Source organism: Pirellulales bacterium (genome assembly GCA_033762255.1).
Classification (GTDB): domain Bacteria; phylum Planctomycetota; class Planctomycetia; order Pirellulales; family JALHPA01; genus JANRLT01.
Window position 1 is genome coordinate 44129 of the sequence record JANRLT010000027.1, and the last position, 23006, is coordinate 67134.

Genomic DNA, 23006 nt, shown 5'->3' on the forward strand with positions numbered 1-23006 from the left:
TACTGACTAAAACAGTGAACATGCCATGAAAAAAAAGCCAATCGTGCTCTGCGTGGGTAATTGTTTTGCCGATCAATCCAGCCTGGAATGGTTGCTAACCCGTGAATTTGACGTGCAGTTGCAACATTGCGACACGACCGCAGAGGTCATGGCCAATCTCGACCAGGAATCGACCGCGCTAGTGCTGGTTAATCGCATTTTTGACCGGGATGGCGCTGCCGGGCTGGATTTGATTGCCCATATAAAGGCTGATTCGCGATATAACTCTATACCAATTATGATGTTAAGCAACTATGCGCAATATCAAGAAGAGGCCGTCCGACTGGGGGCGGAGCCGGGCTTTGGCAAAAGTGAGATACATTCGGCCAGCACAGTGACCAAGCTTGCTAATTATTTGCCACGAAACTAGCTATCGTATGTAGAAATTATTTACATTATCAACTTACATTCATGCATATATAGTATCGTGATATTTATTTTGCGGGCTTTAAAAGCGAGTAAAATTCTGTCTTTTTGCGGCATTTTCTGGTGTGGGCGGTTGATTTTTGTCGTGATATGAAGTGTAATGCTGCTATCACACACACGCGATACTTTGCCTATATTGCCCATTTTACATTCATTGCTTCACTTCCTTTGGTCCTATTTCATGTGGCAGAATTTCTTTTCGGCTAAGTTTTTTGGTATCCGCCCTCGTTCTTCCAATCGCTCCACTCGTCCCTCCCGCCGCCGCTTCACCGGCATTGAGCCTTTGGAAACTCGGATCGCCCTGGCGGTTCTGCCCGCTGGTTTTCAAGAAACACGCATCGCCGGCGGACTCAACCCCACCAGCGCCGACTTTGCCCCCGATGGGCGGTTATTCTTGGCCGAAAAAGGGGGACGGGTCCGCATCATCCAAAATGATGTGCTCCTTTCCGAAAACTTTTACACCGTCCCCGTCGATACGTACCGCGAACGGGGATTGGATTCTATTGTCCTGGATCCTAACTTTGCCCAAAACGGCTACGTTTATATCTATTACACTCCCGAAGTGCCGGGAAATCCTAACGTGGCGGATAATGGCACCCAGGCGCAATTAGTCCGCATTACCGCCGACCCCAACAATCCCAATCGCGCGTTGGCCGGAAGCGAAGTGGTGATATTTGGGGGAATCCCCTCTCCATCGGGGATTCACATTGGCGGGGGGATGTTTTTTGGCAATGACGGCTATTTGTACATCGGCGTGGGGGATGGTCTGCAATCGGAAATTGCCCAAGATCAAAACTCCCTCCGGGGTAAAGTTTTGCGGCTGGATGTCTCTACTCTGCCCTACCAGATTCCACCTGACAATCCCTACGTGGGCCAGCCCAACAAGCGCCCGGAAATCTACTCCAGCGGCGTGCGGAACCCCTTTACCCTGGCCAATGATCCCGTGACGGGGTTGAAGTTTGTCAATGATGTGGGGGGGGGACGTTTTGAGGAAGTAAATCAAATCCAGCCGGGGGCAAACTTTGGCTGGCCGGTTGTGGAGGGTCCGTCGACCAATCCGTTGTATGTCAATCCGACATACGCGTATCCGCATGGCGATGGTGGTGCGGCGGTCACGGGGGGGGCCTTTTATAACGGGACGCAATTTCCGGCCAGCTATCGGGGGACTTATTTCTTTCCCGATTTTGTGCAAAATGTCATCCGCAACCTGGACCCCGACACGGGCAATGTGACGATCTTTGCTACCGACGCCCGCGCGCTGGTGGATGTCGATATTAGCGCAAATGGCAGCATGTATGTCCTGACGAAGGAATCCAACAATCAGGGCGTGCTAAAGTATACCTATACCCTGGGCAACCGCACGCCCACGGCGGCCTTTACCGCCAATCCCACCAGCGGCGGAGTCCCGTTGACGGTGCAGTTTAACGGCTCGGGGAGTAGCGATCCCGATGGGGACGCGCTGACCTACACCTGGAACTTTGGCGATGGAACCACGGGGACCGGGGTTACCACCAGCCACACATATAACACGCTAGGTACTTATAACGTCACGCTGACGGTTAACGACCGTCCTGGCGGCACGGGCCTGTCCAACACCAGCGCTCCGCAAGCAATCAGCGTGGGAAATAACATGCCGGTGGTTAGCATAAACACCCCCGCGCCGACATTTCGTTATACCGCCGGCTCGACAGTCAGCTTTTCCGGCAGCGCGGTCGACGCCGAAGACGGGGTGATGCCCGCCAGTTCGTTCACTTGGTCATTTTTGTTTGGACATAACACGCATTTCCATGATTTTATTCCGCCAATCGAAGGGGTCTCGAGCGCTTCCTTTGAAATCCCCACCATCGGCGAGCAAGACCCTGATCAATATTACCGGATCATTCTGACGGTGACGGATTCCAGCGGACTGACCGGATTTAAGATTTTGGACATTCGTCCCGCCACGGCCGATCTGACCCTGGCGGCTCAGCCCAGCGGATTGACCTTGTCCCTAGACGGTGAAACCCGGACCACTCCGGGCACCTTTACCAGCGTGGTAGGCGCGGAACGGACGGTTGCCGCCCCCGCCACCCAAGTCCTGGGCGGAAACACTTACGAGTTTGTGCAGTGGTCAGATGGCGTTACGGCACTATCGCGGACATTAAATATCGCGGCGGCCGGCAATAGCCTGACAGCGCAGTATCGTTCTTTAGGGACGGTGCAGGCGACGATTACTAGCAATCGCCCCTCCACCTGGGGCACAGGCGCCACCAAGAATTACAACATTACCCTAACTAACACCGGCACGATCAACTGGACTAACAGCGGTCCCGACCGTGTCCAAGTCGCCGTGGGCTTTGGCGGGTTTGACGACAATCCCTCCACCTGGACCGGCACGCCGCAACTATTTGACGTCCCCGCCACCGCAGTTGGCCAAACAGTCGTGGTCAATGTGAATGTGGTGGCCCCGAACGTGCCAAATGGTTACATCCTGCGGCATCGTTTGGTGCGGGCCAGTGGCGAATACCTTTCTTCGATGGAACGGCGAAACGCCACGGTGACGATTCCCACGCTGGCGGCCACCTACGCCGGTACCGTCCCCACCGTGTGGAGTAATCTGCAATCCCCCAGCTATAACGTTACCGTGACCAACACCGGTACCGAGACGTGGCTAGCCACCGGGACCAATCGCGTCCGGCTGGGCGTCTATTTTGGCGGATATAGCGACGCGCCAAATGCCTGGAATACCGAACCCCAGCGCGTCGTCCTGCCAAATAACGTGGCTCCCGGTCAATCGGTAACATTGACGGTGCGGCCCAATGTTCCCACCAGCGGCGGAATTTCGCCCGCGACGGGGAGCCCCGGGGGAGAAAACTTTATCCTCCGCGCGCGCCTGGTCAAGGAAGGCGTGGGCTGGTTCGACTACCTGCAAAAGACTGATGTCGTGGTGCAAACTTTTATCGCCGCGCACAGTAGTTCCGCGCCGACATCCGTTCCCCTGGGCCAAAGCGTGACGTACCCGGTCACCATTACCAACACCGGCAAGTCACTCTGGAACGCCACCGGGGCAAATCCCGTGAAGTTGGGCGTGTATCTGGGGGGGATCGATGATAATCCCGACCTGGCCATTGGCGGCGTGCAGCGGATCACCCTGCCGGCGGATGTCCCGGCGGGGCAGTCGATCACGATCAATGTCACGTTACCCGCCACCACGATGGCCAATGGCTACGTGCTGCGGCACCGCATGGTGCGCGAGGGGATAAGCTGGTTTAAAGAGATGGAGCGGTTGAATTTTTCAGTCACCACCGTCGGCACCTCGTCCGCTAGCTACACCAACACCGCGACTGGCGTCTGGGGGACCGGCTCTACCCGCAGTTATACCGTGACCGTGACAAATACCGGCACCACGTCCTGGTCCGCGGGCGGGGCCAATCCCACCCGTCTGGGGGCGTACTTTGGAGGGTTGAATGAAGACCCCGCCGCGGCCATTGGTGACGTGCAGTATTTCTCCTTGCCCAATAACGTGGCCCCCGGACAGTCCGCGACCATTACGGTCAATATGGTCGGCCCTTCGATTGCCAATGGTTACATCCTGCGGCATCGGATGATCACCGGCGCAAGCATGTGGTTTGACCAAATCCAGGCGCTCAACGCCACCGTCAATGTCCCCACCCTGGCGGCCACGTATGCCGGTTCCGTGCCAGCAACATGGACCAACCTCCAAGGCCAATCCTACTCCGTGACCCTGACCAACACCGGCACCCAAACCTGGAATGCGACGGGGAATAACCCTGTCCGTTTGGGGGTCTATTTTGCCGGTGAAAGCGACGCTCCAAATAGCTGGCCGATTGAGCCAAAGCGCATTAGCCTGCCAAATGACGTGGCCCCCGGCCAAAGCGTAACCGTCACCGTCCAGCCCAATGTTCCGGGCACGGTTGGCAATTATCCATTCCTGCGGACGCGTCTGGTTAAGGAAGGGGTGAGCTGGTTTGACTACCTGCAAAAGACGCCGGTAACGGTGCAAATCAACACCGCCGCTTATGGCGGTACCACCCCGACCACCTGGGCCCCTAACCAAGCGCGGACGTACGCCGTTTCGCTAACAAATACCGGCAATACGACCTGGAACGCCACCGGGACCAATCCGTATCGTCTGGGGGTCTATTTTGGCGGGGCCAGCGATGCCGTGGGAGCCTGGACGGCGGAACCCGTCCGCATCACGCTACCGCGTGACGTCCTGCCGGGGGAGACAATTAGCGTCAACGTCACGCACGCCGCCCCCGCCACTCCGGGCAGTTATACCATTCGCCAACGGATGGTGCGGGATGGGATTGGCTGGTTTGGTCAAATGCAGCGAACAAACGTGACCGTGCAGTAGAACACATCGTAAACGGAACTAAACGCGTAGCGGAACTTGCACAAAGTTCCGTGCCCAAACGCATTTACGGCTCTATGGCTGTATTGAGTTTTGCCAAAAGCTCGATATTTGTGTTAATACGCTTTCTAGCTAAATGTAGCGCGGTTAGCAATTTGTGAAGGCACCCAGTATTACTGGGTTATTTCCGCATGACGCAACCGCGTTGCGGTAGATTTCCTCACCCCGGCCCACTGCCAGAGGAAACGAGCCGGGGTGAGGGGATTTACCGTCTTGTTAGACCGCTGGCACCGTGGCCATCCGTCCGGCGATTTCCCGGCTAATTTGCGCTGCCGCGGCGGGATCATTTTTATTCGGCAGTTCGCGCGCCAATTCCTCCACTCGATGGCAGCGGTATTGGTGGTCTCCCAGGTTGAGTAAGTACGGTTCTTCGGTTTGGCAGCGTTCATTGGCCAACGGGCAGCGGGGATGAAACCTACAGCCGCGCGGAGGATTGGCCGGACTGGGAACATCGCCAGTCAAGGGAATTCGTTCTTGTCCGGGTTCCGCTCGCACCCGCGGAATGGCCGACAGCAGCGCGTGCGTGTAGGGATGCAGCGCCGCGCGGTACAGTTCGGCGCTGGGGGCCAGTTCCACGATCTGGCCCAAATACATCACCGCCACCCGGTCGCTAATGTACTCAACCATACTTAAATCGTGGGAGATGAACAAATAGGTCAGGCCCAACTGTTGTTTGAGTTCCACCAGCAGATTCACCACCTGCGCTTGAATGGAAACATCCAGGGCGGAGATGGGCTCGTCCAGGACCAAAAATTTTGGCTTGACCGCCAATGCCCGCGCCAGGCTGATCCGTTGCCGCTGTCCTCCGGAAAACTCGTGCGGATAGCGGGTTAAGTATTCGGGGTCCAGGCCCACGCGCGACAATGTCTGTTTGACAATCTCCAGCCGCTTTTCCGGCGGGTGGTTCTCGTGCAGGATCAGTCCTTCCTCGACAATGCCGCGGACCGTATGCCGCGGATTGAGCGAGCTGTAGGGATCTTGAAAGACGATTTGCATTTCGCTGCGCAGGGCGCGGAGTTCTCCCTCGGGCAGGTTGGTCAGGTCCCGCCCCTGAAAGACCACCTGCCCCCCCGTGGGGGGGATGAGCCGCAGAATCGCCCGGCCGGTGGTGGTTTTGCCGCAGCCGCTTTCCCCCACCAGGCCCAGCGTTTCCCCCGGTTTGATGGCAAAAGTGACGCCGTCGACCGCCCGCACATGGCCGGCGGTGGTTTGCAGCACTCCCCGGCGAATGGGAAAGTGCACCCGCAGGTCGTTGACGGTTAGGAGGGGTTCGGTCATGGAAGATTAGCGGTGCAATGGAGGAAAAACAGTTGCGACAACACCCTACGTTTTTTGAATCAGATCAGTGCTGCTAACCTTTCATAACTTCCCACTACAAAAAATAGAAGCGTTGCCTAAACATTTTTGTGCCAAAAAGCAGTTGATTGTTTGTGGGCCAAAGGAATTTGATTCTTCGTGGGCCAAAGGCCCAACCTATCCCAGCCTAGGGCAAGCGCAGCGTCGCCCTAGGATATTTGACAAATTCAATGGAAGGGCCAACGGCCCGATTCATCATTCTGTCCACAAATAAAAGTAAAACTCATGGGGTACGGGCTGAAGCCCATACCACATAAATCTGTTCTTTCAGCGTTATCTGTATTCTCATCCGCTGTCTTTCGCGCTCGCTGATGAAATTCGCTTTTATCTAATCCCAATCCGCAAACGGTTCGTTATTTTCCACCAGCGCGCAGTAGCTTTCGTACCGCCGCGCGTCTAAAAAGCCATCCGCCACGCCATCCTTTACCGCGCAGTGCGCCTCGTGGGTGTGCGTGCAATTGGGATATTTGCACAAATTGGCATAGGGTCGCAAATCGCGAAAATGGCCAGCGACTTCCTCGGGAATAATATCCCAAAGCTGAAATTGCCGGATTCCCGGCGTATCGACCACATAACCGCCGCTATCGAGCTTGAGCAATTTGGCGGTAGTGGTGGTATGCCGTCCTTTTTGATTATCGGCGCTCACATGACTAGTGCGCAGATTCCAGTCCGGCTGCACCGCGTTGAGGAGTGAGGATTTGCCCACGCCGCTTTGACCGACAATCACGGTCGAATACCCCCCCAGCCATTGCCGCAGCCGCGCGATTCCCATATTTTGCCGGGCGGATAGCAGCAGCACCCGATAACCCATGCGGGCGTACACGCCGACCAGCGGCTGCAGGTCGGCGGGATCGGCCAAATCGACTTTGTTAATGCCGATGATGGGGCGCAAACCGGCTTGTTCGGCGGAGACTAAAAAGCGATCAATGAGGTTGGGCTTGAGGTACGGCTCGGCGGCGCTGCCAATGACCAGCAGTTGATCGACGTTGGTGACCATGATATGCCGCCGCCCCTTGCTCATGCGGCTAAGGACGCCATGCCGCCGTTCAACGCGCTCGATGATCCCTTCTTGTTCGGCGGCAGGGCGAAAGTACACATAATCCCCCGCCGCCACCACATGCCGCTGGTCGGTGGCCAGTGTTTTTAACAGTCGCCGGGTCGCGCACTGATAGTGCGCTCCGGTTTCGTCCTCGACCAGGCTGGTTAAGCCAAACACCGACAGTACCCGCCCCCGGCGGCAGACCGACAGGTCGATTCCGGGTTGCGCGGTCAGTCCCGCGTCATCGGCCGCCACATCGCCGATGATCGTGCGCTTGCGGGTCAGTTCCCCCTTGCCACTGATCCGTTCATCGCGGGTGTGGTCCTCATTATGGCGATCCGCCTGAAAATCGCGCGTCAGGTCGTTTTCCCGCTGGCGAGAGCCGCGGTTTTTCCGAAATTCAGCGCGAAATTTTTTGCGTGCCATGAGGGAGAGGGGGGTGGGCAGTGGAGGGTGGGAAGTGGTTAGTGAGGAGTGGATAAGCACAATTTTTAATTTTTAATTATTCATTCTTAATTGTTATCACAGGCTAAGATACTCTTCCAGCGCCTCGCGCATCGTCGCGGCATTCGGCGTAACGCCCGTCCAGATTTGAAAGCCGATTACCGCCTGGTTGACCAGCATGCCCAGGCCATCCAGCGTGGTCGCTCCGGCGGCCTTGGCTTCTTGTAAAAATCGGGTCTCCGGGGGGCTAAAAACCACATCCGCCACGACCAGATTCGGCCGCAAGGTCTCGCGCTTGACCGGCACGCGGGTCTCTTCGGCAAACAGGCCAATACTGGTCCCATTGATCAAAATTTCGGTCTCGGGGGGAATTTCGTATTCTTTTTCCCAACCCACCGCTTCCGCCGCCACATGCACTTTTTCCCGCAAGACCGCCGCCAGTTCTTCGCCGCGCGACGGCGTGCGGTTCACAATGGTGATCTTACCCGCCTGGGCGAGTGCCAGCTCGACCGCGATCGCCCGAGCGGCGCCCCCCGCCCCCAGGATCGTGACCTGGGTCCCGGCGGGATCCCGCACCTCCCGCAGCGATTGCAAAAATCCCTTGCCGTCGGTGTTTTCGCCCAGTAGCCGCCCCTGGTGGTGGTGGATACAGTTGACCGCCTGCATCAGTTGGGCGGCCTGGCTTAGTTCATCCAAATGCTCAATCACGGCCACTTTGTGGGGCATGGTGATATTGCCCCCGCGAAAGTTCATCGCCCGCGCGCCGCGGATGGCATCGGCCAGTTTTTCGGCGGGGACCTCCAGCGTCAAATAGCGCCAATCAAGATTGGCCTCGGCCAAGGCCCGCTCCATCATGAATTGGGTGGGGTTACCGGCGACGGGCTGGCCGAACACAAACAGAATTTCTTGCAAAGAGTTGGACACGAGATTGGCGAGGGGGAAAAGGCGGGTGACAAAAAACTGGATGGAATAACGCTTGCCGGGCAAAGCCGCCAGAGGTTACTCTACGCAAAATGACCGCCGTTTACCACAGAAATTCCCCTCTTCCGTGATTGCGCCAGGGTTATTCGGCTTCGGCAATATCGAGTTTAAAGTCCGCTTTATCGCCGACGTGACCACCCGCCACCGGGCCTCCGGCGACCTGAGTGCCGGGGGAGGGGGTTCCATCGGCGCGGGGCTTGCGCGGGCTGGTGGTGCCCGGCACGATACTGGGACTTTGGCTGAATTTTTCGATGACGGCGCGCATTTCCTCGCCGTCGATAACTTCCTTTTCCATTAGGCGGGCGGTGAGGGCCTCTAGCGCTCCTTTGCGGGCCTGAAGAATTTGGCGTACTTTTTCGATCGCTTCCTCGATGATGCGCTTGACCTCGATATCGATCTCGCGGCTGGTATGCTCGCTAAAATTGCGGTTGGTAAAGCCTTCCCCACCACCGGGCAAAAACGCCGAGCGCGGGCTTTCGCGGTAAGAGATGCGCCCCAGCTTGCTCATTCCATAATCCATCACCATCGACCGGGCCATTTCGCTGGCTCGTTCGAGGTCGTTTTGCGCTCCGGTAGAAATATCGTCGTAAATCATTTCCTCCACCAGGGTCCCCGCCAAGAGCACCTGAATGCGGGCCTCTAGCTCGCTTTGCGTCATCAGATAACGCTCGTCCTCCGGACGTTGCAGCGTGTAACCCAGGGCCGCCAGACCGCGGGGAATGATCGAGACCTTGTGCACGGGATCGGTATTAGGCAGGGAAAACGCGACCAGGGCGTGTCCCGCCTCGTGGTAGGCGACGCGCTGTTTTTCCTCGGGTTGGATGACCCGCTTTTTCTTTTCTAGACCGGCGGTGACACGCTCGATCCCTTCGTTAAATTCGGCCATGCCGACGGCGGTTTTACCCTTGCGCGCGGCGAGCAGCGCGGCCTCGTTGACCAAATTGGCCAAATCCGCCCCCACAAAGCCCGGCGTCAACGAAGCGATTTCCTTAAGCTGGACGGTATTATCCAGTTTTACATTTTGGATGTGTACTTTGAGGATGTCTTCCCGTCCACGAATGTCGGGCCGATCCACCAGCACATGGCGATCAAATCTACCGGGACGCAACAGCGCGGGATCGAGCGTTTCGGGACGGTTGGTGGCCGCCATGACGATCACGCCATTATTACTGCTAAAGCCGTCCATTTCGACCAAGAGCGCGTTGAGGGTTTGCTCACGCTCGTCATGGCCGCCGACCACGCTGCTGCCACGGGTTTTGCCCAGGGCGTCCAGTTCATCGATAAAAATAATGCAGGGGGCTTTGGCCTCGGCCTGTTGAAACATGTCCCGCACGCGAGCGGCCCCCACGCCGACAAACATCTCCACAAAGTCCGACCCCGATAACGAAAAGAACGGCACATCCGCCTCGCCGGCGATCGCCTTGGCCAAAAGGGTCTTGCCGGTGCCGGGGGGACCAACCAGCAGCACTCCCTTGGGGATGCGCCCTCCCAGGGCCTGAAACTTTTCCGGATGCTTCAAAAATTCCACGACTTCCCGCAGTTCCTCCACCGCTTCGTCAATGCCCGCCACATCGTCAAAGGAAATTTCCAAATCCTCTTGCGCGTACATTTTTCCCCGGCTGCGGCCAAACGCCATCGGCGAACCCGCGCCGCTCAGCGATTTTAGCATGTAATAAATAAAGCCCATGATGAGCAAGGTGCAGACCACAATCGGCACATAGTTCATCCAACCGTTGGGACCCTTGGGATAGCGAAAGTCCAGGCCTTTTTTATCAAGAAGCTCGATCAGGCGGGTTTCGTTGGCATCGCTATACAGCCGATCCACGGCAAAGTTGACTTTCTTTTCCACGGGCTTTTCACCGGTGGTTTTGCGCTTGAGCGTGCCCGAGATCTTTTGTGCCTCGATAATGATCTCGCGCGGATCAGACAAAGTCACCTCTTGCTCGGCCCCCGCCAGCTTCAACGTATGCGAACCGGTCTGCGTTTGGGGATCAATTTTTTCTAGCAATGCCACCAGTTGCGAAAAACTTAGCTCCACGGTCTCGCCAGCGGGATTCAGCAGATAAACCGCCAATACCAACACGCCGGTCCCCCCCAGGACCATAAGCAGCGTATTCACCCACAAATTGGGGCGGCGTTCGGGCGTCTTGGTCCGGGGAAGGTTGTTTGAGTCTTGATCCATAATCGATTATTAAAAAATGAAAGTTCATTTCGGCCTGGGAGAGACCTCCGCGGGGGGCTCCCCCACCACGCCAATCTTTCCCCTAACCACTTAGATGCGTCGCGGGATAAAACAGATCGCCGCTCATTCCCCTGTGATTTATCCTAGGCAGCCGCGCGCGGCCCCACAACCAACCGACCCCTTTTTGACAAAAGTGTCAATAAATTCCTGGCTCCGACGCATCCCCTGGTGCCGGATTTGCGGGTTGTGATGTCCGAAGTCATTCTATAGAATCCAGTTACGAAAAAAAACTGGCGTCCTCAACCCCAGACCCGGCTGCTGCGTACGAATGCAAGGGGGGTTGCAGTCGTTCAACGGCCTTGGGCCGATCCCTTCCGCGGAGAACCGGGAATGGCGGTCTTTTTTGATAAGCAGGTCGTTTTGGCTGGCGGCGGGCCTAAAATTGCCATTCCCCCCGGGGGTTTTGTCGGATTATTTTAGGCGGTGCGGTTATTTCCTTAACTTCTGCTTGATTTTGTTGCTCGTTACCCCACCTTTACCCCATTGTCGCCGGGGACATACCAAATAGTACGAATTTCCCAAGATTAAGTTCCGCGCCATTCTCCCCTAGCTTGCCCCTTTCCCCAAAATAACTTCCGCTTGGCCCGCCCGGCATGTCCCGCATTCAATCTATCGCTGTCTTTGGCTCCACAGGCAGCATTGGGCAGAACACCCTGGCTGTGGCGACTGCCCTGCGGTCGGAGCTACGCATTGTGGCCCTTTCCGCCCATCGGGGGACGGCGCAGGCACTAGCCCAGGCCAGGCAGATTTTGCCTCGTTGGCTCGTCATTACCGACCAGGAAGCCGCACGCGCCCAGGATTGGAGTTCCCTGCCGCCGCAGACAGAGTTGTTGGTCGGGCCGGAGCATTTGGAGGAGCTGGCCGCCCATCCGGAAATTGATTGCGTGGTTGCCGCGATCGTCGGGAGCGCGGGACTGCCCAGCACCTGGGGGGCGATATCCGCCGGCAAGCGCGTGGCCTTGGCCAATAAAGAAACGCTGGTGATGGCGGGACCGCTGGTCATGGAATTGGCCAGGCAAACCGGTGCCGCGCTGTTGCCGGTGGATAGCGAACATTCGGCCATTTTTCAGGCAATGCAAGCGGGCCGCCCGCACGAGGTCGCGCGATTGATTTTGACCGCCAGCGGGGGGCCGTTTCGCAATTTGCCGCTGGACGAACTGGCTCGCGTCACCGTTGATCAAGCGCTGTGCCATCCTAACTGGTCGATGGGCAAAAAAATAACGATTGATTCCGCCACGATGCTCAATAAAGCGCTCGAGATTATCGAAGCGCGCTGGTTGTTTGGCGTCTCGCCAGCACAAATCGAGGTGGTAGTTCACCCGCAATCGGTGATTCATTCGCTGGTGGAATTTTGTGATGGCGGCGTCATGGCGCAGCTTAGCCCGCCGGACATGAAGCTGCCAATCCAGTATGCCCTGACTTATCCCGCGCGGGTCCCCGGCCCCGCCAAAAAAATGAATTGGCAAACCGCCTGCCAACTCGATTTTTCCCCCGTTGATACGCGGCGGTTTCCCGCGATAGAGCTAGGCTTTGAGGCGGCCCGCGCCGGAGGCACCGCGGGGGCCGTGCTCAACGCCGCCAACGAAGCGGCCGTCGCCGAATTCTTAGCGGGGGAAATACCCTTTACCGAAATTGCCGCGGTTTGCCGCCGCGTCCTTAACGCTCATACTTTTGAATCCCAACCCACGCTCGAACGGCTGCTAGCCGTCGATCGCTGGGCCCGTCAGGAGGTCACCGCGCGCGTATGTTCTTGATTTATAATTTTATTGAAACCGTCTGGTGGTTTTTGCAGCCGGGGAACTGGCTAACCATTCTTACCGTGGCCGCCGGGCTGGGGTTTGTGATCTTTGTCCATGAACTGGGGCACTTTTTGGTCGCCAAGGCCTGCGGCGTCCGCTGTGACAAGTTTTACCTGGGCTTTGACGTCCCCTTTGGCTTGATGTTGGACGGCCTGGGGAACCGGCTGCGGAGGTTGTTCAACAAAAACGCCGCCGAGTCCAAGTTTTTTAGCCGAATCGTACCCGCCAGCCTGGTTAAGTTTTCCTACGGTGAAACCACCTACGGCATCGGCCTGGTTCCCCTGGGGGGCTACGTCAAAATGCTGGGCCAAGAAGACAATCCCGCCACCGCGTTTGCGGAGCTAAAGGAGCTTTCCGATTTACAAGAGCTGATCCGCGCCGGCAAAACCGATCAAATTCGGCTGGCCAAGGGAGAGCAACTGCCGACCGAGGCGGAAATCACCCAGCGGATCGTGCATCTGCAATCCAGCCTGAATGACCCCCGCAGCTATCTGTCAAAGTCGGTCCCGCAACGCGCGGCGATCATCTCCGCCGGCGTGATCATGAATGTTATTTTTGCGTTTCTCATGGCGACTTTGGCATTTATGCTGGGCGTGCAAGAAACCGCCCCCATCTTGGGCCAAGTTATTCCCGGGGGCGCGGGTTGGGAGGCGGGTCTACAGGCCCAGGACAAAATCCTGAGCATCAATGACTTGCCCGTGGAAAGTTTTGAAAACATGCGGGAACTGGTCACGCTTTCCAGCCATGACGCCGAGTTGGGGGCAAAGGTGGAAGTTCGCCGCGGAGAAGAATCGCTGGAATTGCGGGTCAAACCCCAATCCGATGTGGGCATCCCGTTGTTGCGCGTGGCCGCCGCCTACACGCTGGAACTCATCAAAGACCCCGTCCCCCACTATGGGCCGCTGGCGGTGTTGACCAAGAAGGACTTGCCCGAGGAATCCCGCTTGCAGAAAGGGGATAAGGTCATTGCCGTGGAGGGGCAGCCGATCGGTAGTCACGCCGAATTTGCCGCCGCACTGGCCAAAAATCCCGCCAAGCCCATCAAGATCACCATCGAGCGGCAGGACAAAAATATCCCCGCCGACTCCCCCTCTCCCCCCGCGCCTAAACAACTTGACTTTACCATTCCGCCCGTCCCGGTGCGGGGCTTTGGCTTGGTGATGACGCTCGGGCCTATTACCGGTGTGCAGCCGAACTCTCCCGCCAAAGCCGCGGGCCTGCAAATCGGCGACCAGATTTTGACCATCGCGGGGCAGCCACCGGGAGACCCCTTGCGACTGGATGAATTGTTGCGGGAAAAGGCGGGGCAGGATGTCTCCCTGACCGTCAAACGGGGTGAAAAAACCGTGGATATCTCCATTAAACCCCGACCCGTCAATTGGGTGGAGTTTGATCCCAGCAACAATCAACCGCTTTCATTACCCAGCTTGGGAGTCGTTTGTAAGCTGAGCACCAAAGTAGCGTCCGTGCGACCCAATAGTCCCGCGGACAAAGCGGGCATTTTGCCCGGGAGTATCGTGGAACGGATTTTACCGCTGGCTCCGCCGGAACCCCCGCCGGGAAGATTGTTCGCCCGTCCGGGTGAACCGTATGTGTTTGTCTTGCCCGAAAACTCGATCAGAAAATCAGCGCCTGACAGCTGGTCCGGTTTTTTGCTGGGATTGATGCTGGCCCATCCCGAGCGTGAATATCAGTTGTTTTTACGCGATCCCGCGGGCAATGAAAAAGACGTAACCCTACTTGCCACGGATGAACCAGAGAATTACTGGCATTTTCGCATGCTGGAGTTTGCGCAAGCGCGGCTTCCGCTAACGCCGCTGGAATTACCCGCCGCGGCCGCCAAGGGGTGGGAAGAAACCAGCAACGGCCTGATGATGGTGGTGGCGTTTTTGCGGAAGCTGTTTACGGGGGAGATCTCGGTCAAAATGCTGGGGGGACCGGGTACGATTGCCGGGGCCGCCGGTGCCCAGGCGAGCCAGGGCTTTTCCACGTTTTTGCTTTTTTTAACCATGCTCAGCGCGAACTTGGCGGTGATGAATATCTTGCCGATACCCGTGCTGGACGGGGGGCATTTGGTCTTTTTAGCCTATGAGGGGATTACCGGCCGCCCCCCCAATCCCCGCATGATGGAATACCTGACCATTACCGGACTGTTGCTGCTGCTCGGCTTGATGCTCTTTGTCATCAGCCTGGATATTGGGCTGATCTCGCGGTTTTAGCCGCGCGGCATAACTCGACCAGAGATGGATGGTCCTACCAATCACCAGTAAACAGAGCGCGGTTTTTTATCCAACTTATCAAGTGTTGCCCCAACTCCGTGAGAGCGGAGTTCATGGGTTTTGCCCGTTTACCTACGGTTTGACCTTTTACCCACGGTTGTTCGCTGTGCTCCAACCCGCGGGCTACGATCCCCCCCATCCTCATTTTCACGCGCTACTTTTGTTCGTCCATCAACCGGCGAAACTCTCCAAATAGATACTGGCTGTCATGCGGGCCAGCGGACGCTTCGGGGTGGTATTGGACGCTAAAGGCGGGATAACGCGTGTGTCGGACACCTTCGATCGTGCCGTCGTTCAAATTGGTGTGCGTCACCGCCAATTCCGCTGGCAAGGTCGCGGGGTCTACGGCAAACCCATGATTTTGCGACGTGATCTCCACGCGTTGGGTGGCATGATTAAGCACCGGTTGATTTGCTCCCCGATGCCCGAATTTTAATTTAAAAGTTTTGGCCCCGCAGGCCAAACTGAGCAATTGATGGCCCAGGCAAATGCCAAAAATCGGGGTTTTTCCCAGGAGATCGCGAATGGTACCCGCCGCGTAGGCCAGCGGTTCGGGGTCGCCGGGTCCATTTGACAAAAAGACCCCATCCGGCTGATGCGCCAGAATCTCGGCGGCGGTGCTGGTCCCCGGCACAACCGTGACGCGAAAGCCCTGCTCCGCCAAATGCCGAGGGATATTCCACTTCATGCCGTAATCCACGGCGACCACATGCCGCGGGGGAGTCGCGGGATCTCTTGAACCCGTTCCCCCCGACCCTTCGTGAGAACTTGTTCCCTCACCCAACCAATTCTCCACGATCGCGTTGGTCATGGGGGACGTCATTAACGGATGCAGCTTTTCGTCCCAGGACTTGGCCGCGGTGGGCATGACCTCTTTGACCAAATCCCGCCCCACCAGCCCCGCTGACTGCCGCGCCTTGGCAATAAGGCTGGCATCGTCCATGTCCACGCTAGACAATACCCCCCGCAACGCCCCCGCCGAGCGGATTCGCCGGACCAAGGCCCGGGTGTCGATCTCCGCCAGTCCGGGGATATTCCAGTGTCGCAAGTATTCGTGCAAACTGCCCGTCGCGCGATAATTGCTAACCCGGCGGCTATTTTGGCGAACAACAAAACCCGCCAGATGTGGTTTTTCGCTTTCTAGATCTTCGGTGTTGATGCCGTAATTGCCGATCTCGGGATAGGTCATCGTGACGATCTGCCCGCGGTAGCTGGGATCGGTCAAGATCTCTTGGTAGCCGGTCATGCTGGTGTTGAAGCAGACTTCTCCTGCCACTTCACCGATAGCGCCAAATTGCGTGCCGGTGTAAACGGTCCCGTCTTCGAGGGCAAGTTTTGCGGGTTGTGTCATGGGCGCGGAGAGATAGTAATGTTATTCGATAAATTATACGGATTGTGCGGACATCCCGGGGTGATTCCCCCGGTCGCTACGAAAAAAAAGGCTTGTCCGCTGGAGTTCCACGGCACGGCGACCCGAAGTTTCTCATTAGGCTGTGGGTCTCCGCAAGACGCGCTTGCACGCCAAGGGCGCTTGAGGACAGCCAACCAAGGGGATTCTTGTCCGGCGAGCAAGAGTCCTCTTTTTTTATGCGCTGGGGGGCGACATATCCTGCATGACAAACATGGCTAATCTAGCAAAATCCGTGGAATTCCGCGAGGGGCCAGCAGGTAGAAGCGAACCGCCGGGAAAGAAATAGAAAAAAGCGGAAAAAACGCCGGGAGCGGATACAAAGGGGCGGCATGTGCCGGGCGGTTTTTAAAACTATTCATTCATGTAATTAATTGACATAAACGTTTCGCTCGGGATCATAGTAATCCCGCTCTAACGACACCGGTTTGCCGCGGGCCTGTATTTCTCCCGGTAAACGCTCGAGCACGGCCAACAGACTGGCGCCCCGGGCATAACCCCGCCGCCTTCCGCGCAAGGCCGACAACAGCACAGCGGATTCACCCGCAAAAATATGTTCCAATGCCTGATTGACCGGCCCAAACGGCACGGCAAAGTCGGTCCCCGCCGCGCCCGCCGACCGACCACGCCAACGATTGACCTGCCGAATGGTCCGAATGACGGGATACAGGCGCGTGTTAAAGTGGGTCAGCAGCCGCGTTTTGACCGGCAGGTCCGCCCATAGCTGTTCTAATCGGGGGGTGGTGTAGCGTCTAAAATGGCCAAAGCTTTCATCGTGACGACTCCACAGCGCCAAATCCGCGGGGACGGTGATCAGTACGAACCCCCCCGGCTGCAATTCCGCCAGAATGCGTGAAAGCAGCAAAAAGTCGTCCCGGACATGCTCTAGCACATCATTAAGCATGACCAGATCTGCCCTTCGCGCGGTCTCGCCTAGGTCATCGGGGGCAAACCCTCGCACAAATTCCACGCCCGGAAATCTGGCCTGGGCGAGTGCGATAGCCTCGGCGCTCGAATCGATCCCCACGCAATGATACCGGTTGGCCAGCGCGGCCAGATTGGCCCCCGTGCCGCAACCGACATCCACGATGAGTGGCTTTGAAAGTTTGCAGTTTGAAATTTGCAGGCCAGAAGATCTGAGATGGTTGCAGGTCGCGTCATCCACATGCCTGCCCCCTAGCCCCTGTCCTCTTACCCCTGCCTTTCCTCCCGTCTCCCGCCTCCCGTCTCCCGCCTCTCCTCTGTTCCCTGCCTTTCCTCCCGCCTCCCGCCTCCCATCTCCCGCCTCTCCCCTGTTCCCTGCCTTTCCTCCCGTCTCCCAGCTCCCGTCTCCCGCCTCTCCCTGTCCCAGCAGTTCATCAACCAACCGACCCACAATTCGCCGCCGGGCGGTAAACCACCAATGGGATTGTTCGATATTGGCATGCAACTGGAACTGGGCGGAATTCATCGAAACGCAACCTCGTATTTTCTTGACAGGGTAACATCACGAAAAGTCTAGGTTGCGGTAAGGGAAAAAGAGGCATTCACCCGCGTAAAGACCAGGGGAGCACGACCGTTCCCGCCCCGTGAATCAAACGAAATCACTTATAATCATCATAAGTCTTACAATTGGTGTGCGTGGAAGCCCAGAAAAAATCCTTCCTCATAATGAGTGTTATTTACGCTGCATTGTCACCAACACCCGCTCGCGCAACTATTTCGGCAAGCTGATCAGACTGACGATCAAGGGCGAGACGCTGCGGGCGACGGCCCATCACCCTGTTTGGATTGTCCGGGGAGAGGAATTAAACCGTTGGCCAGCGCGGGAGCATTGTCCGGCATTGCCAGAGGGAGCCTCCGTTACCAGCCGCAGGGTCGACGCGGCGCATTTGAATGCGTGAGATGTCCTGCTGACCCGTCGCGTTGTAGCTGCTTGCAGGCGATTGATTTGAACCGCACCGTCAGCGACGTAAGTCTAGTCGCAGTCATGAGAAAGCCCTTCGACGTGCTCGCCGAAGGGCTGAAAATCAAACAAACTCGGAGCGACAAGACACCGTTAGAACTTTTTTTCAGCGGCATCGGCGTTGGTCGAATTCGGTAGGGCGGTTGCTGGGCAACCTGCTTCGGTCGATGTGACCGAAGCAGGCGAGTTGGTCCGCCGTCATTCCGGGAAATCAGTCGCAACTCGGCCCGTCCAAGAAGGCCAGATACCTGATGAAACGCTATGCGGAGAAAGACACAGCTCAGCAGCCGGGGCCGCCGCCAAAAAAACCTTGACTTCAAAACCCGCGTCATCGGCGGCTCCGGTTCACCGCTTTGTTCGCTAGTTTGAATTCATTCGAGTTGGTTTCGACCAAGCTTCGGGAAGCACGCCAAATATTTCCCTCGCCGCGTCCAGGGCTTCCTGTCTAGTTTGATGCCATGAGTCGGCCGTGAAGAACCCGTGTGGGCTCATCACCAAGTGGTACCCGTTCCGGTCGTCTCCTTGGATTTCCAATTCAACATCACATTCCTGATTCGGCTCATCGGCAGTTCGAACCGGAGACAGGCTCCACGCGTTCTTCGTGCCCCAGACGCGAGCCCTCGTCGTTGTCGTAGTTGAGAGCATCTTGTATACCAGCGAACGCCAATGTTGACCGAGCCCCCGGCAACAAAGCTTCCATTACGAAACAGACCGTCGGGGGCTTCGGTCCAACATATTGTTCGTGCTAAAATTTGCATCAACTACGCTGACCACTAAGTCAGCGATCCCGCGTTTGTACAATCCGAGAGTCAGTCATTTTGATGATTGTGGAATAGACATTGAATGTAAGTGCGACACTGATTGTAGCCCGTATTTGCCATCGTAGACCAACCTTTGAAAAGCAATTTTTGCAAAGTAGTCACCGCGATAATAGCTGAGCAATGTTTGCCATGCCGAGAAGCCCATCGAAGACAAGAAACAGCCCGAACAAAATGCAAAGCACGCCGCAGATCTTTCCACCGGTACCTTTGAGTTTCTTTGTTCGTGTCAACGGTATCCCATCCTTCGTGAAGGTTTTCGCTCCTAATACGAATACAAAGATTGCCAGAATCCAGCTCAGCATTGATTGACTCCTACGATTCTTTGGGGGCAATGTGTAAAGGAATGTCATGTAGCACGTACCTGTCCGTTTGATGCACGAACGACCAAGCTCAGCGACCGCCGCCGGAAACGCCCGGTCGGCTGCAACAGTCGCGAACAAATTATCCGAACCGTCCGCCTGCCCAGCGGGGCGGCGGTTCGCTGCAGCGCTCTGGTTAGGCCACGTCATAAATCAACTCGAACCTCTTTTGAGTTCGGGTCAGATGCCTCGCCGTAACGTTTGATCGCGTGACCGCCTTTAGAATGCGCCGAGGCAACCAACGGCTTCTTGATGGCGTCGAAAAGCTTGTCGGCGTCCGGGCCATACATGAAGAGCCGACAGATACCGCCACCGAACTCGTCGCCGTCAAACTCGCCGGCCTCTTCCTCCTCAATGGCCTCGGCAAGCTCGTCGGTCAACTCGTGGATGCTCTCAACCTCTTCAGCAGAGCCGTGTTCGCTGGATAGCTTCAGGAATACTTGGACGCAATGTTCTGGCATAATGTGGTGTTTGGTTGTGTTGTGTTCGCAGTGGCCTAACGGCGGCGTTCACCCGGCCGCCGCGAGTTAACTTGACTTCAGGAAACGCGCGATCGGCGGCTCGGCGTGCAACGCTTTGTTATGCCATGTCTCGCCCATAGATCGTCAGTTCACACGACGTCGCGATCACCAACGAGCGTCCAGTGGAAGAGAACCCAGCGGCACGATATGAGCACGGTTCATCGTTACATATTTTTGTGATGTGTCCAGTGTCGTCATTCAGTTCTTTGTAATTCGAAGTCAGAAAGAAGACATGAATTGGCCATGGCAAATGAACAACATGAATGCCCCAGCCGTCACGGGTATAGGTTGCAAGTCCACCACCATGCAAGCCGGCCATTCGAAAGATGGTTTTCTCGTGCCTGCCAATTCCGGGTGCGGTCATCCCGGAGTCATCTGAGTTATCGAAGAATTCTTCGTGATCGCGTGCAAGTCGTTCGCCGGTGAGGCAATCGAATAGGCCACGTCCTTGGTGCGACACGACGAGAAGGTCGTCGGAATTGTCGGCGAATCCAACTTCGGTGAGTCCGCCGATGCCGGAACCGCCAACAACCCGCCACGGTGCGGGCACATCGGCGTATGGCAACCGTTCAAGGCGTTCACGAAGTTGGCGTTGGTATTCGTCGGGCATGTCTTTGTGGCATAACGCTGGCGTTGACCGGGCCGCCGCCAGAAAACTCTGATTTCAAAATCCGCGCGATCGGCGGCTCCGGTTCACCGCTTTGTTCTGCCGCGTTGTGGCCAACTCACATCCAGGTGAAAGTTGTTGAAGTCGGGATCATCCAAATCACCGCGATGTCGAATGACGCCGCCAGATGGCAACGAAGCCATTTTAACCTGTTTGCCATCGTGGACAACGTGGCCGAATGCTTGATGTTCGATTAAGCGATTGCAGAGATCAATGACCCCATCCTCGAGTTCGGTGTCGACATTGTGAACGCTGATATCTGGCCTGCCGAATTTCCGCATGCCGCGTGTGTGAAACCATTTCAATGAAGGATCAATTTCTTCGGAAACGAGGATCACCGCGTGGTGGCGTGGGACTGCACCAGCAGGATCAAATATCTGTCGTTTCCATTCTGACGGTTGCCACCAGCGAAACATGAATGGATCGTAGACCGCGCATCCGCCGTGATCAATCAAATAGGTGATCAGGCCCACGGTGTCGCGCAGATAATTGAGCGTCGATGAATCGGTCGGTGTGCCACGCAAGATCATGCAATGTTCGCATCGCTCGACCGTTGCAGCGAGTTGGGGATCATTCGCCGCAAATTCGTCCCAGAGGTAACCGTCGCGGAAGCTGCCGGGGACATCAGGGTGCGAGCTTGGGCCGTACGACATGACATCGACGCCATTGGGAGCGCCGTTGGAGCGGTATCTGCTGCGTGACAGGGGAGCTGTTGCCTCGATCTCACCGTAAACGACATAAAACAACATCGGGTCGCCGCCACCGGCCACGAAATGCTTTCGTTCCCATGTCTCGAGTTCAGATGTCACGTTGTAATTTCAGTGGCAGAACGGCACCAATCACGCGGTTGCGGCGAGTGATCTGACCATTGGAAAACGCGCGACCCGCAACTCGCGTGCATTGGATTGTTCTGCGACTTTCGCGAATTCAGATGGGCCGCTCTGGCCGCATAAGCTGCCGAAGCATCGCAAAGTTGATCGCCATCACAACTAGTCCAGGAATCGTCCTCAGGTAACGATCATACCAAATCAACTCGTCTATCAACTCCGTGGATTGCGTTACGGCAAGTTTCTCCTGGATAGGGATCGCCAGCGCTAGAGTAACAATGAAAATCAGAATCGTGAGCAGCGCCGCGACCGTACGCAGTTTGATTGAAATAGCAGGGTGCCCGAACCAGATCATCAAAACACTTATTGGGACGCTGAGAAAGAAGACTGGAACGAAGAATAAGAAAATTCGGCCATCAATGGACTGGTGGAAAGCAGGGAACTCCGCCAGACCAATGAGCTTCCACGCTGGGTAGTTCATCACACCTTGCATCACACCTCCGCCGAACGCGTACACGCTTGTCATAAAGTAGAGGGATGTCAATGTGCTTCTAAGAGCCTGTCTTCAATTGCCTGAAATGAGCAGAATCGCTATGACTCCGTCTCTTGGAATCTCACTTCAAGGACGGAGCCATAGCGATGGACACGCATTATCCTACGGATTTGACGGACGTGCAATGGAAGATTGTAGAGAAGCTTTTGCCAGCACCCTCCGACCGCGGCCGGCCACCGCTGTGTCGGCGGTGGGTGACCAACGCGATTCTCTATTTGAATCGCACGGGTTGCCAGTGGCGGGCATTACCCAGCGACTTTCCCAATTGGAAGAGCGTGTACACGATCTTTCGCCGCTGGCGCAGGAACGGCCTGTGGCGGCAACTGCACGAGGCACTCTGCAAACTTGTCCGCAAGCAAGCGGACAAACAACCCACGCCTTCGGTGGCGATCATCGACAGCCAATCGATCCGCACCGCCGAAGGAGGTGAAGAACGGGGCTACGACGCGGGAAAAAAGATCACCGGCCGCAAGCGGCACATCGCCGTTGACACACTCGGTTTGATCTGGTCCGTGGTCGTGCATGGAGCTTACTGGCAAGATCAAGTGGGGGTCTGGTTCGTGCTACAACGGTTACTGGGCCTCAAACGCTTGCGGGTACTATTCGCCGACAGCGCCTACGGCCGCGATGGCTTGCCGGCATTGGTCAAAGAAACCTTTGGCTGGCTGTTGCAAACGATTCTGCGACCAGTCGGTATCAAGGGGTTCGTCGCCTTGCCCAAGCGGTGGATCGTCGAGCGGACCTTCGCTTGGCTGATGCGCTGCCGCAGACACAGTCGAGATTACGAACGAAATACCGAATCCAGTGAAAGCATGATTTACATCTCCATGATCGCACTCATGCTCAAACGACTCGATAGGAAATACTTTATTTGAAGACACGCTCT

Annotated in this window: 17 protein-coding genes; 6 read left to right on the top strand and 11 right to left on the bottom strand. The window is 56.7% G+C overall.

The window, feature by feature from the left end:
• The first annotated feature begins 25 nt into the window (after positions 1-25).
• Positions 26-409: a hypothetical protein gene (locus tag SFX18_08050; protein ID MDX1963090.1), complete on the top strand. Its 384-nt coding sequence runs from the start codon at positions 26-28 to the stop codon at positions 407-409.
• A 237-nt stretch (positions 410-646) separates the two neighbouring features.
• Entirely contained in the window at positions 647-4822 is a 4176-nt protein-coding gene (locus SFX18_08055; GenBank protein MDX1963091.1) for a PQQ-dependent sugar dehydrogenase, read from the top strand.
• A 273-nt stretch (positions 4823-5095) separates the two neighbouring features.
• On the opposite strand, the gene SFX18_08060 is transcribed toward SFX18_08055, so the two are convergent.
• The 4 genes from SFX18_08060 to ftsH all read right to left on the bottom strand — a co-directional run bounded on the left by SFX18_08060 (position 5096) and on the right by ftsH (position 10881).
• Positions 5096-6157 carry an ATP-binding cassette domain-containing protein gene (locus SFX18_08060; protein ID MDX1963092.1) on the bottom strand — a complete coding sequence of 354 codons (1062 nt, stop codon included), beginning with the start codon at positions 6155-6157 and terminating at the stop codon, positions 5096-5098.
• 406 nt (positions 6158-6563) lie between these two features.
• The gene (rsgA, locus tag SFX18_08065) at positions 6564-7700 is read right to left on the bottom strand and encodes a ribosome small subunit-dependent GTPase A (GenBank protein ID MDX1963093.1); all 1137 of its coding nucleotides are present in this window, start codon (positions 7698-7700) and stop codon (positions 6564-6566) included.
• 96 nt (positions 7701-7796) lie between these two features.
• Positions 7797-8642, bottom strand: a complete 846-nt coding sequence (gene aroE, locus SFX18_08070; GenBank protein ID MDX1963094.1) for a shikimate dehydrogenase — start codon at positions 8640-8642, stop codon at positions 7797-7799.
• 139 nt (positions 8643-8781) lie between these two features.
• Entirely contained in the window at positions 8782-10881 is a 2100-nt protein-coding gene (ftsH, locus tag SFX18_08075; protein ID MDX1963095.1) for an ATP-dependent zinc metalloprotease FtsH, read from the bottom strand.
• A 653-nt stretch (positions 10882-11534) separates the two neighbouring features.
• On the opposite strand from ftsH, the gene dxr reads away from it, so the two are divergent.
• Entirely contained in the window at positions 11535-12695 is a 1161-nt protein-coding gene (gene dxr, locus SFX18_08080; protein ID MDX1963096.1) for a 1-deoxy-D-xylulose-5-phosphate reductoisomerase, read from the top strand.
• A complete protein-coding gene (locus tag SFX18_08085) occupies positions 12686-14959 on the top strand; it encodes a site-2 protease family protein (GenBank protein ID MDX1963097.1) in 2274 nt (757 codons plus the stop codon). Before dxr ends, SFX18_08085 begins: the two co-directional genes overlap by 10 nt.
• Positions 14960-15173: 214 nt before the next feature.
• Here the strand turns inward: SFX18_08085 and carA are convergent, their stop codons facing one another.
• The gene (carA, locus tag SFX18_08090) at positions 15174-16370 is read right to left on the bottom strand and encodes a glutamine-hydrolyzing carbamoyl-phosphate synthase small subunit (protein MDX1963098.1); all 1197 of its coding nucleotides are present in this window, start codon (positions 16368-16370) and stop codon (positions 15174-15176) included.
• A 427-nt stretch (positions 16371-16797) separates the two neighbouring features.
• Positions 16798-17877: a class I SAM-dependent methyltransferase gene (locus SFX18_08095; GenBank protein MDX1963099.1), complete on the bottom strand. Its 1080-nt coding sequence runs from the start codon at positions 17875-17877 to the stop codon at positions 16798-16800.
• Positions 17878-18043: 166 nt separating this feature from the next.
• Between SFX18_08095 and SFX18_08100 the strand changes: the two genes are divergently transcribed.
• On the top strand, positions 18044-18310 hold the full coding sequence (locus SFX18_08100; GenBank protein MDX1963100.1) for a hypothetical protein: 267 nt from the start codon (positions 18044-18046) through the stop codon (positions 18308-18310).
• A gap of 981 nt (positions 18311-19291) precedes the next feature.
• Here the strand turns inward: SFX18_08100 and SFX18_08105 are convergent.
• The 5 genes from SFX18_08105 to SFX18_08125 form a co-directional block, all read right to left on the bottom strand.
• A complete protein-coding gene (locus SFX18_08105; protein ID MDX1963101.1) occupies positions 19292-19495 on the bottom strand; it encodes a hypothetical protein in 204 nt (67 codons plus the stop codon).
• Positions 19496-19698: 203 nt separating this feature from the next.
• Positions 19699-20013: a hypothetical protein gene (locus SFX18_08110; GenBank protein ID MDX1963102.1), complete on the bottom strand. Its 315-nt coding sequence runs from the start codon at positions 20011-20013 to the stop codon at positions 19699-19701.
• Positions 20014-20131: 118 nt separating this feature from the next.
• On the bottom strand, positions 20132-20683 hold the full coding sequence (locus SFX18_08115; GenBank protein MDX1963103.1) for a hypothetical protein: 552 nt from the start codon (positions 20681-20683) through the stop codon (positions 20132-20134).
• Between the two features lie 83 nt (positions 20684-20766).
• Entirely contained in the window at positions 20767-21549 is a 783-nt protein-coding gene (locus SFX18_08120) for a hypothetical protein (GenBank protein ID MDX1963104.1), read from the bottom strand.
• 118 nt (positions 21550-21667) lie between these two features.
• Positions 21668-22093, bottom strand: coding sequence for a hypothetical protein (locus tag SFX18_08125; protein MDX1963105.1), 426 nt, complete (start codon positions 22091-22093; stop codon positions 21668-21670).
• 113 nt (positions 22094-22206) lie between these two features.
• Here SFX18_08125 and SFX18_08130 point away from each other — a divergent pair, with 113 nt between their 5' ends.
• The gene (locus SFX18_08130) at positions 22207-22995 is read left to right on the top strand and encodes an IS5 family transposase (protein MDX1963106.1); all 789 of its coding nucleotides are present in this window, start codon (positions 22207-22209) and stop codon (positions 22993-22995) included.
• Positions 22996-23006: the final 11 nt, after the last annotated feature.

Coding starts and splice junctions, on each gene's coding strand:
- SFX18_08050 (MDX1963090.1), top strand. CDS start 26: ATGAAAAAAAAGCCAATCGTGCTCTGCGTGGGTAATTGTTTTGCCGAT.
- SFX18_08055 (MDX1963091.1), top strand. CDS start 647: ATGTGGCAGAATTTCTTTTCGGCTAAGTTTTTTGGTATCCGCCCTCGT.
- SFX18_08060 (MDX1963092.1), bottom strand. CDS start 6,157: ATGACCGAACCCCTCCTAACCGTCAACGACCTGCGGGTGCACTTTCCC.
- rsgA (MDX1963093.1), bottom strand. CDS start 7,700: ATGGCACGCAAAAAATTTCGCGCTGAATTTCGGAAAAACCGCGGCTCT.
- ftsH (MDX1963095.1), bottom strand. CDS start 10,881: ATGGATCAAGACTCAAACAACCTTCCCCGGACCAAGACGCCCGAACGC.
- dxr (MDX1963096.1), top strand. CDS start 11,535: ATGTCCCGCATTCAATCTATCGCTGTCTTTGGCTCCACAGGCAGCATT.
- SFX18_08085 (MDX1963097.1), top strand. CDS start 12,686: ATGTTCTTGATTTATAATTTTATTGAAACCGTCTGGTGGTTTTTGCAG.
- carA (MDX1963098.1), bottom strand. CDS start 16,370: ATGACACAACCCGCAAAACTTGCCCTCGAAGACGGGACCGTTTACACC.
- SFX18_08095 (MDX1963099.1), bottom strand. CDS start 17,877: ATGAATTCCGCCCAGTTCCAGTTGCATGCCAATATCGAACAATCCCAT.
- SFX18_08105 (MDX1963101.1), bottom strand. CDS start 19,495: ATGCTGAGCTGGATTCTGGCAATCTTTGTATTCGTATTAGGAGCGAAA.
- SFX18_08110 (MDX1963102.1), bottom strand. CDS start 20,013: ATGCCAGAACATTGCGTCCAAGTATTCCTGAAGCTATCCAGCGAACAC.
- SFX18_08115 (MDX1963103.1), bottom strand. CDS start 20,683: ATGCCCGACGAATACCAACGCCAACTTCGTGAACGCCTTGAACGGTTG.
- SFX18_08125 (MDX1963105.1), bottom strand. CDS start 22,093: ATGACAAGCGTGTACGCGTTCGGCGGAGGTGTGATGCAAGGTGTGATG.
- SFX18_08130 (MDX1963106.1), top strand. CDS start 22,207: ATGGACACGCATTATCCTACGGATTTGACGGACGTGCAATGGAAGATT.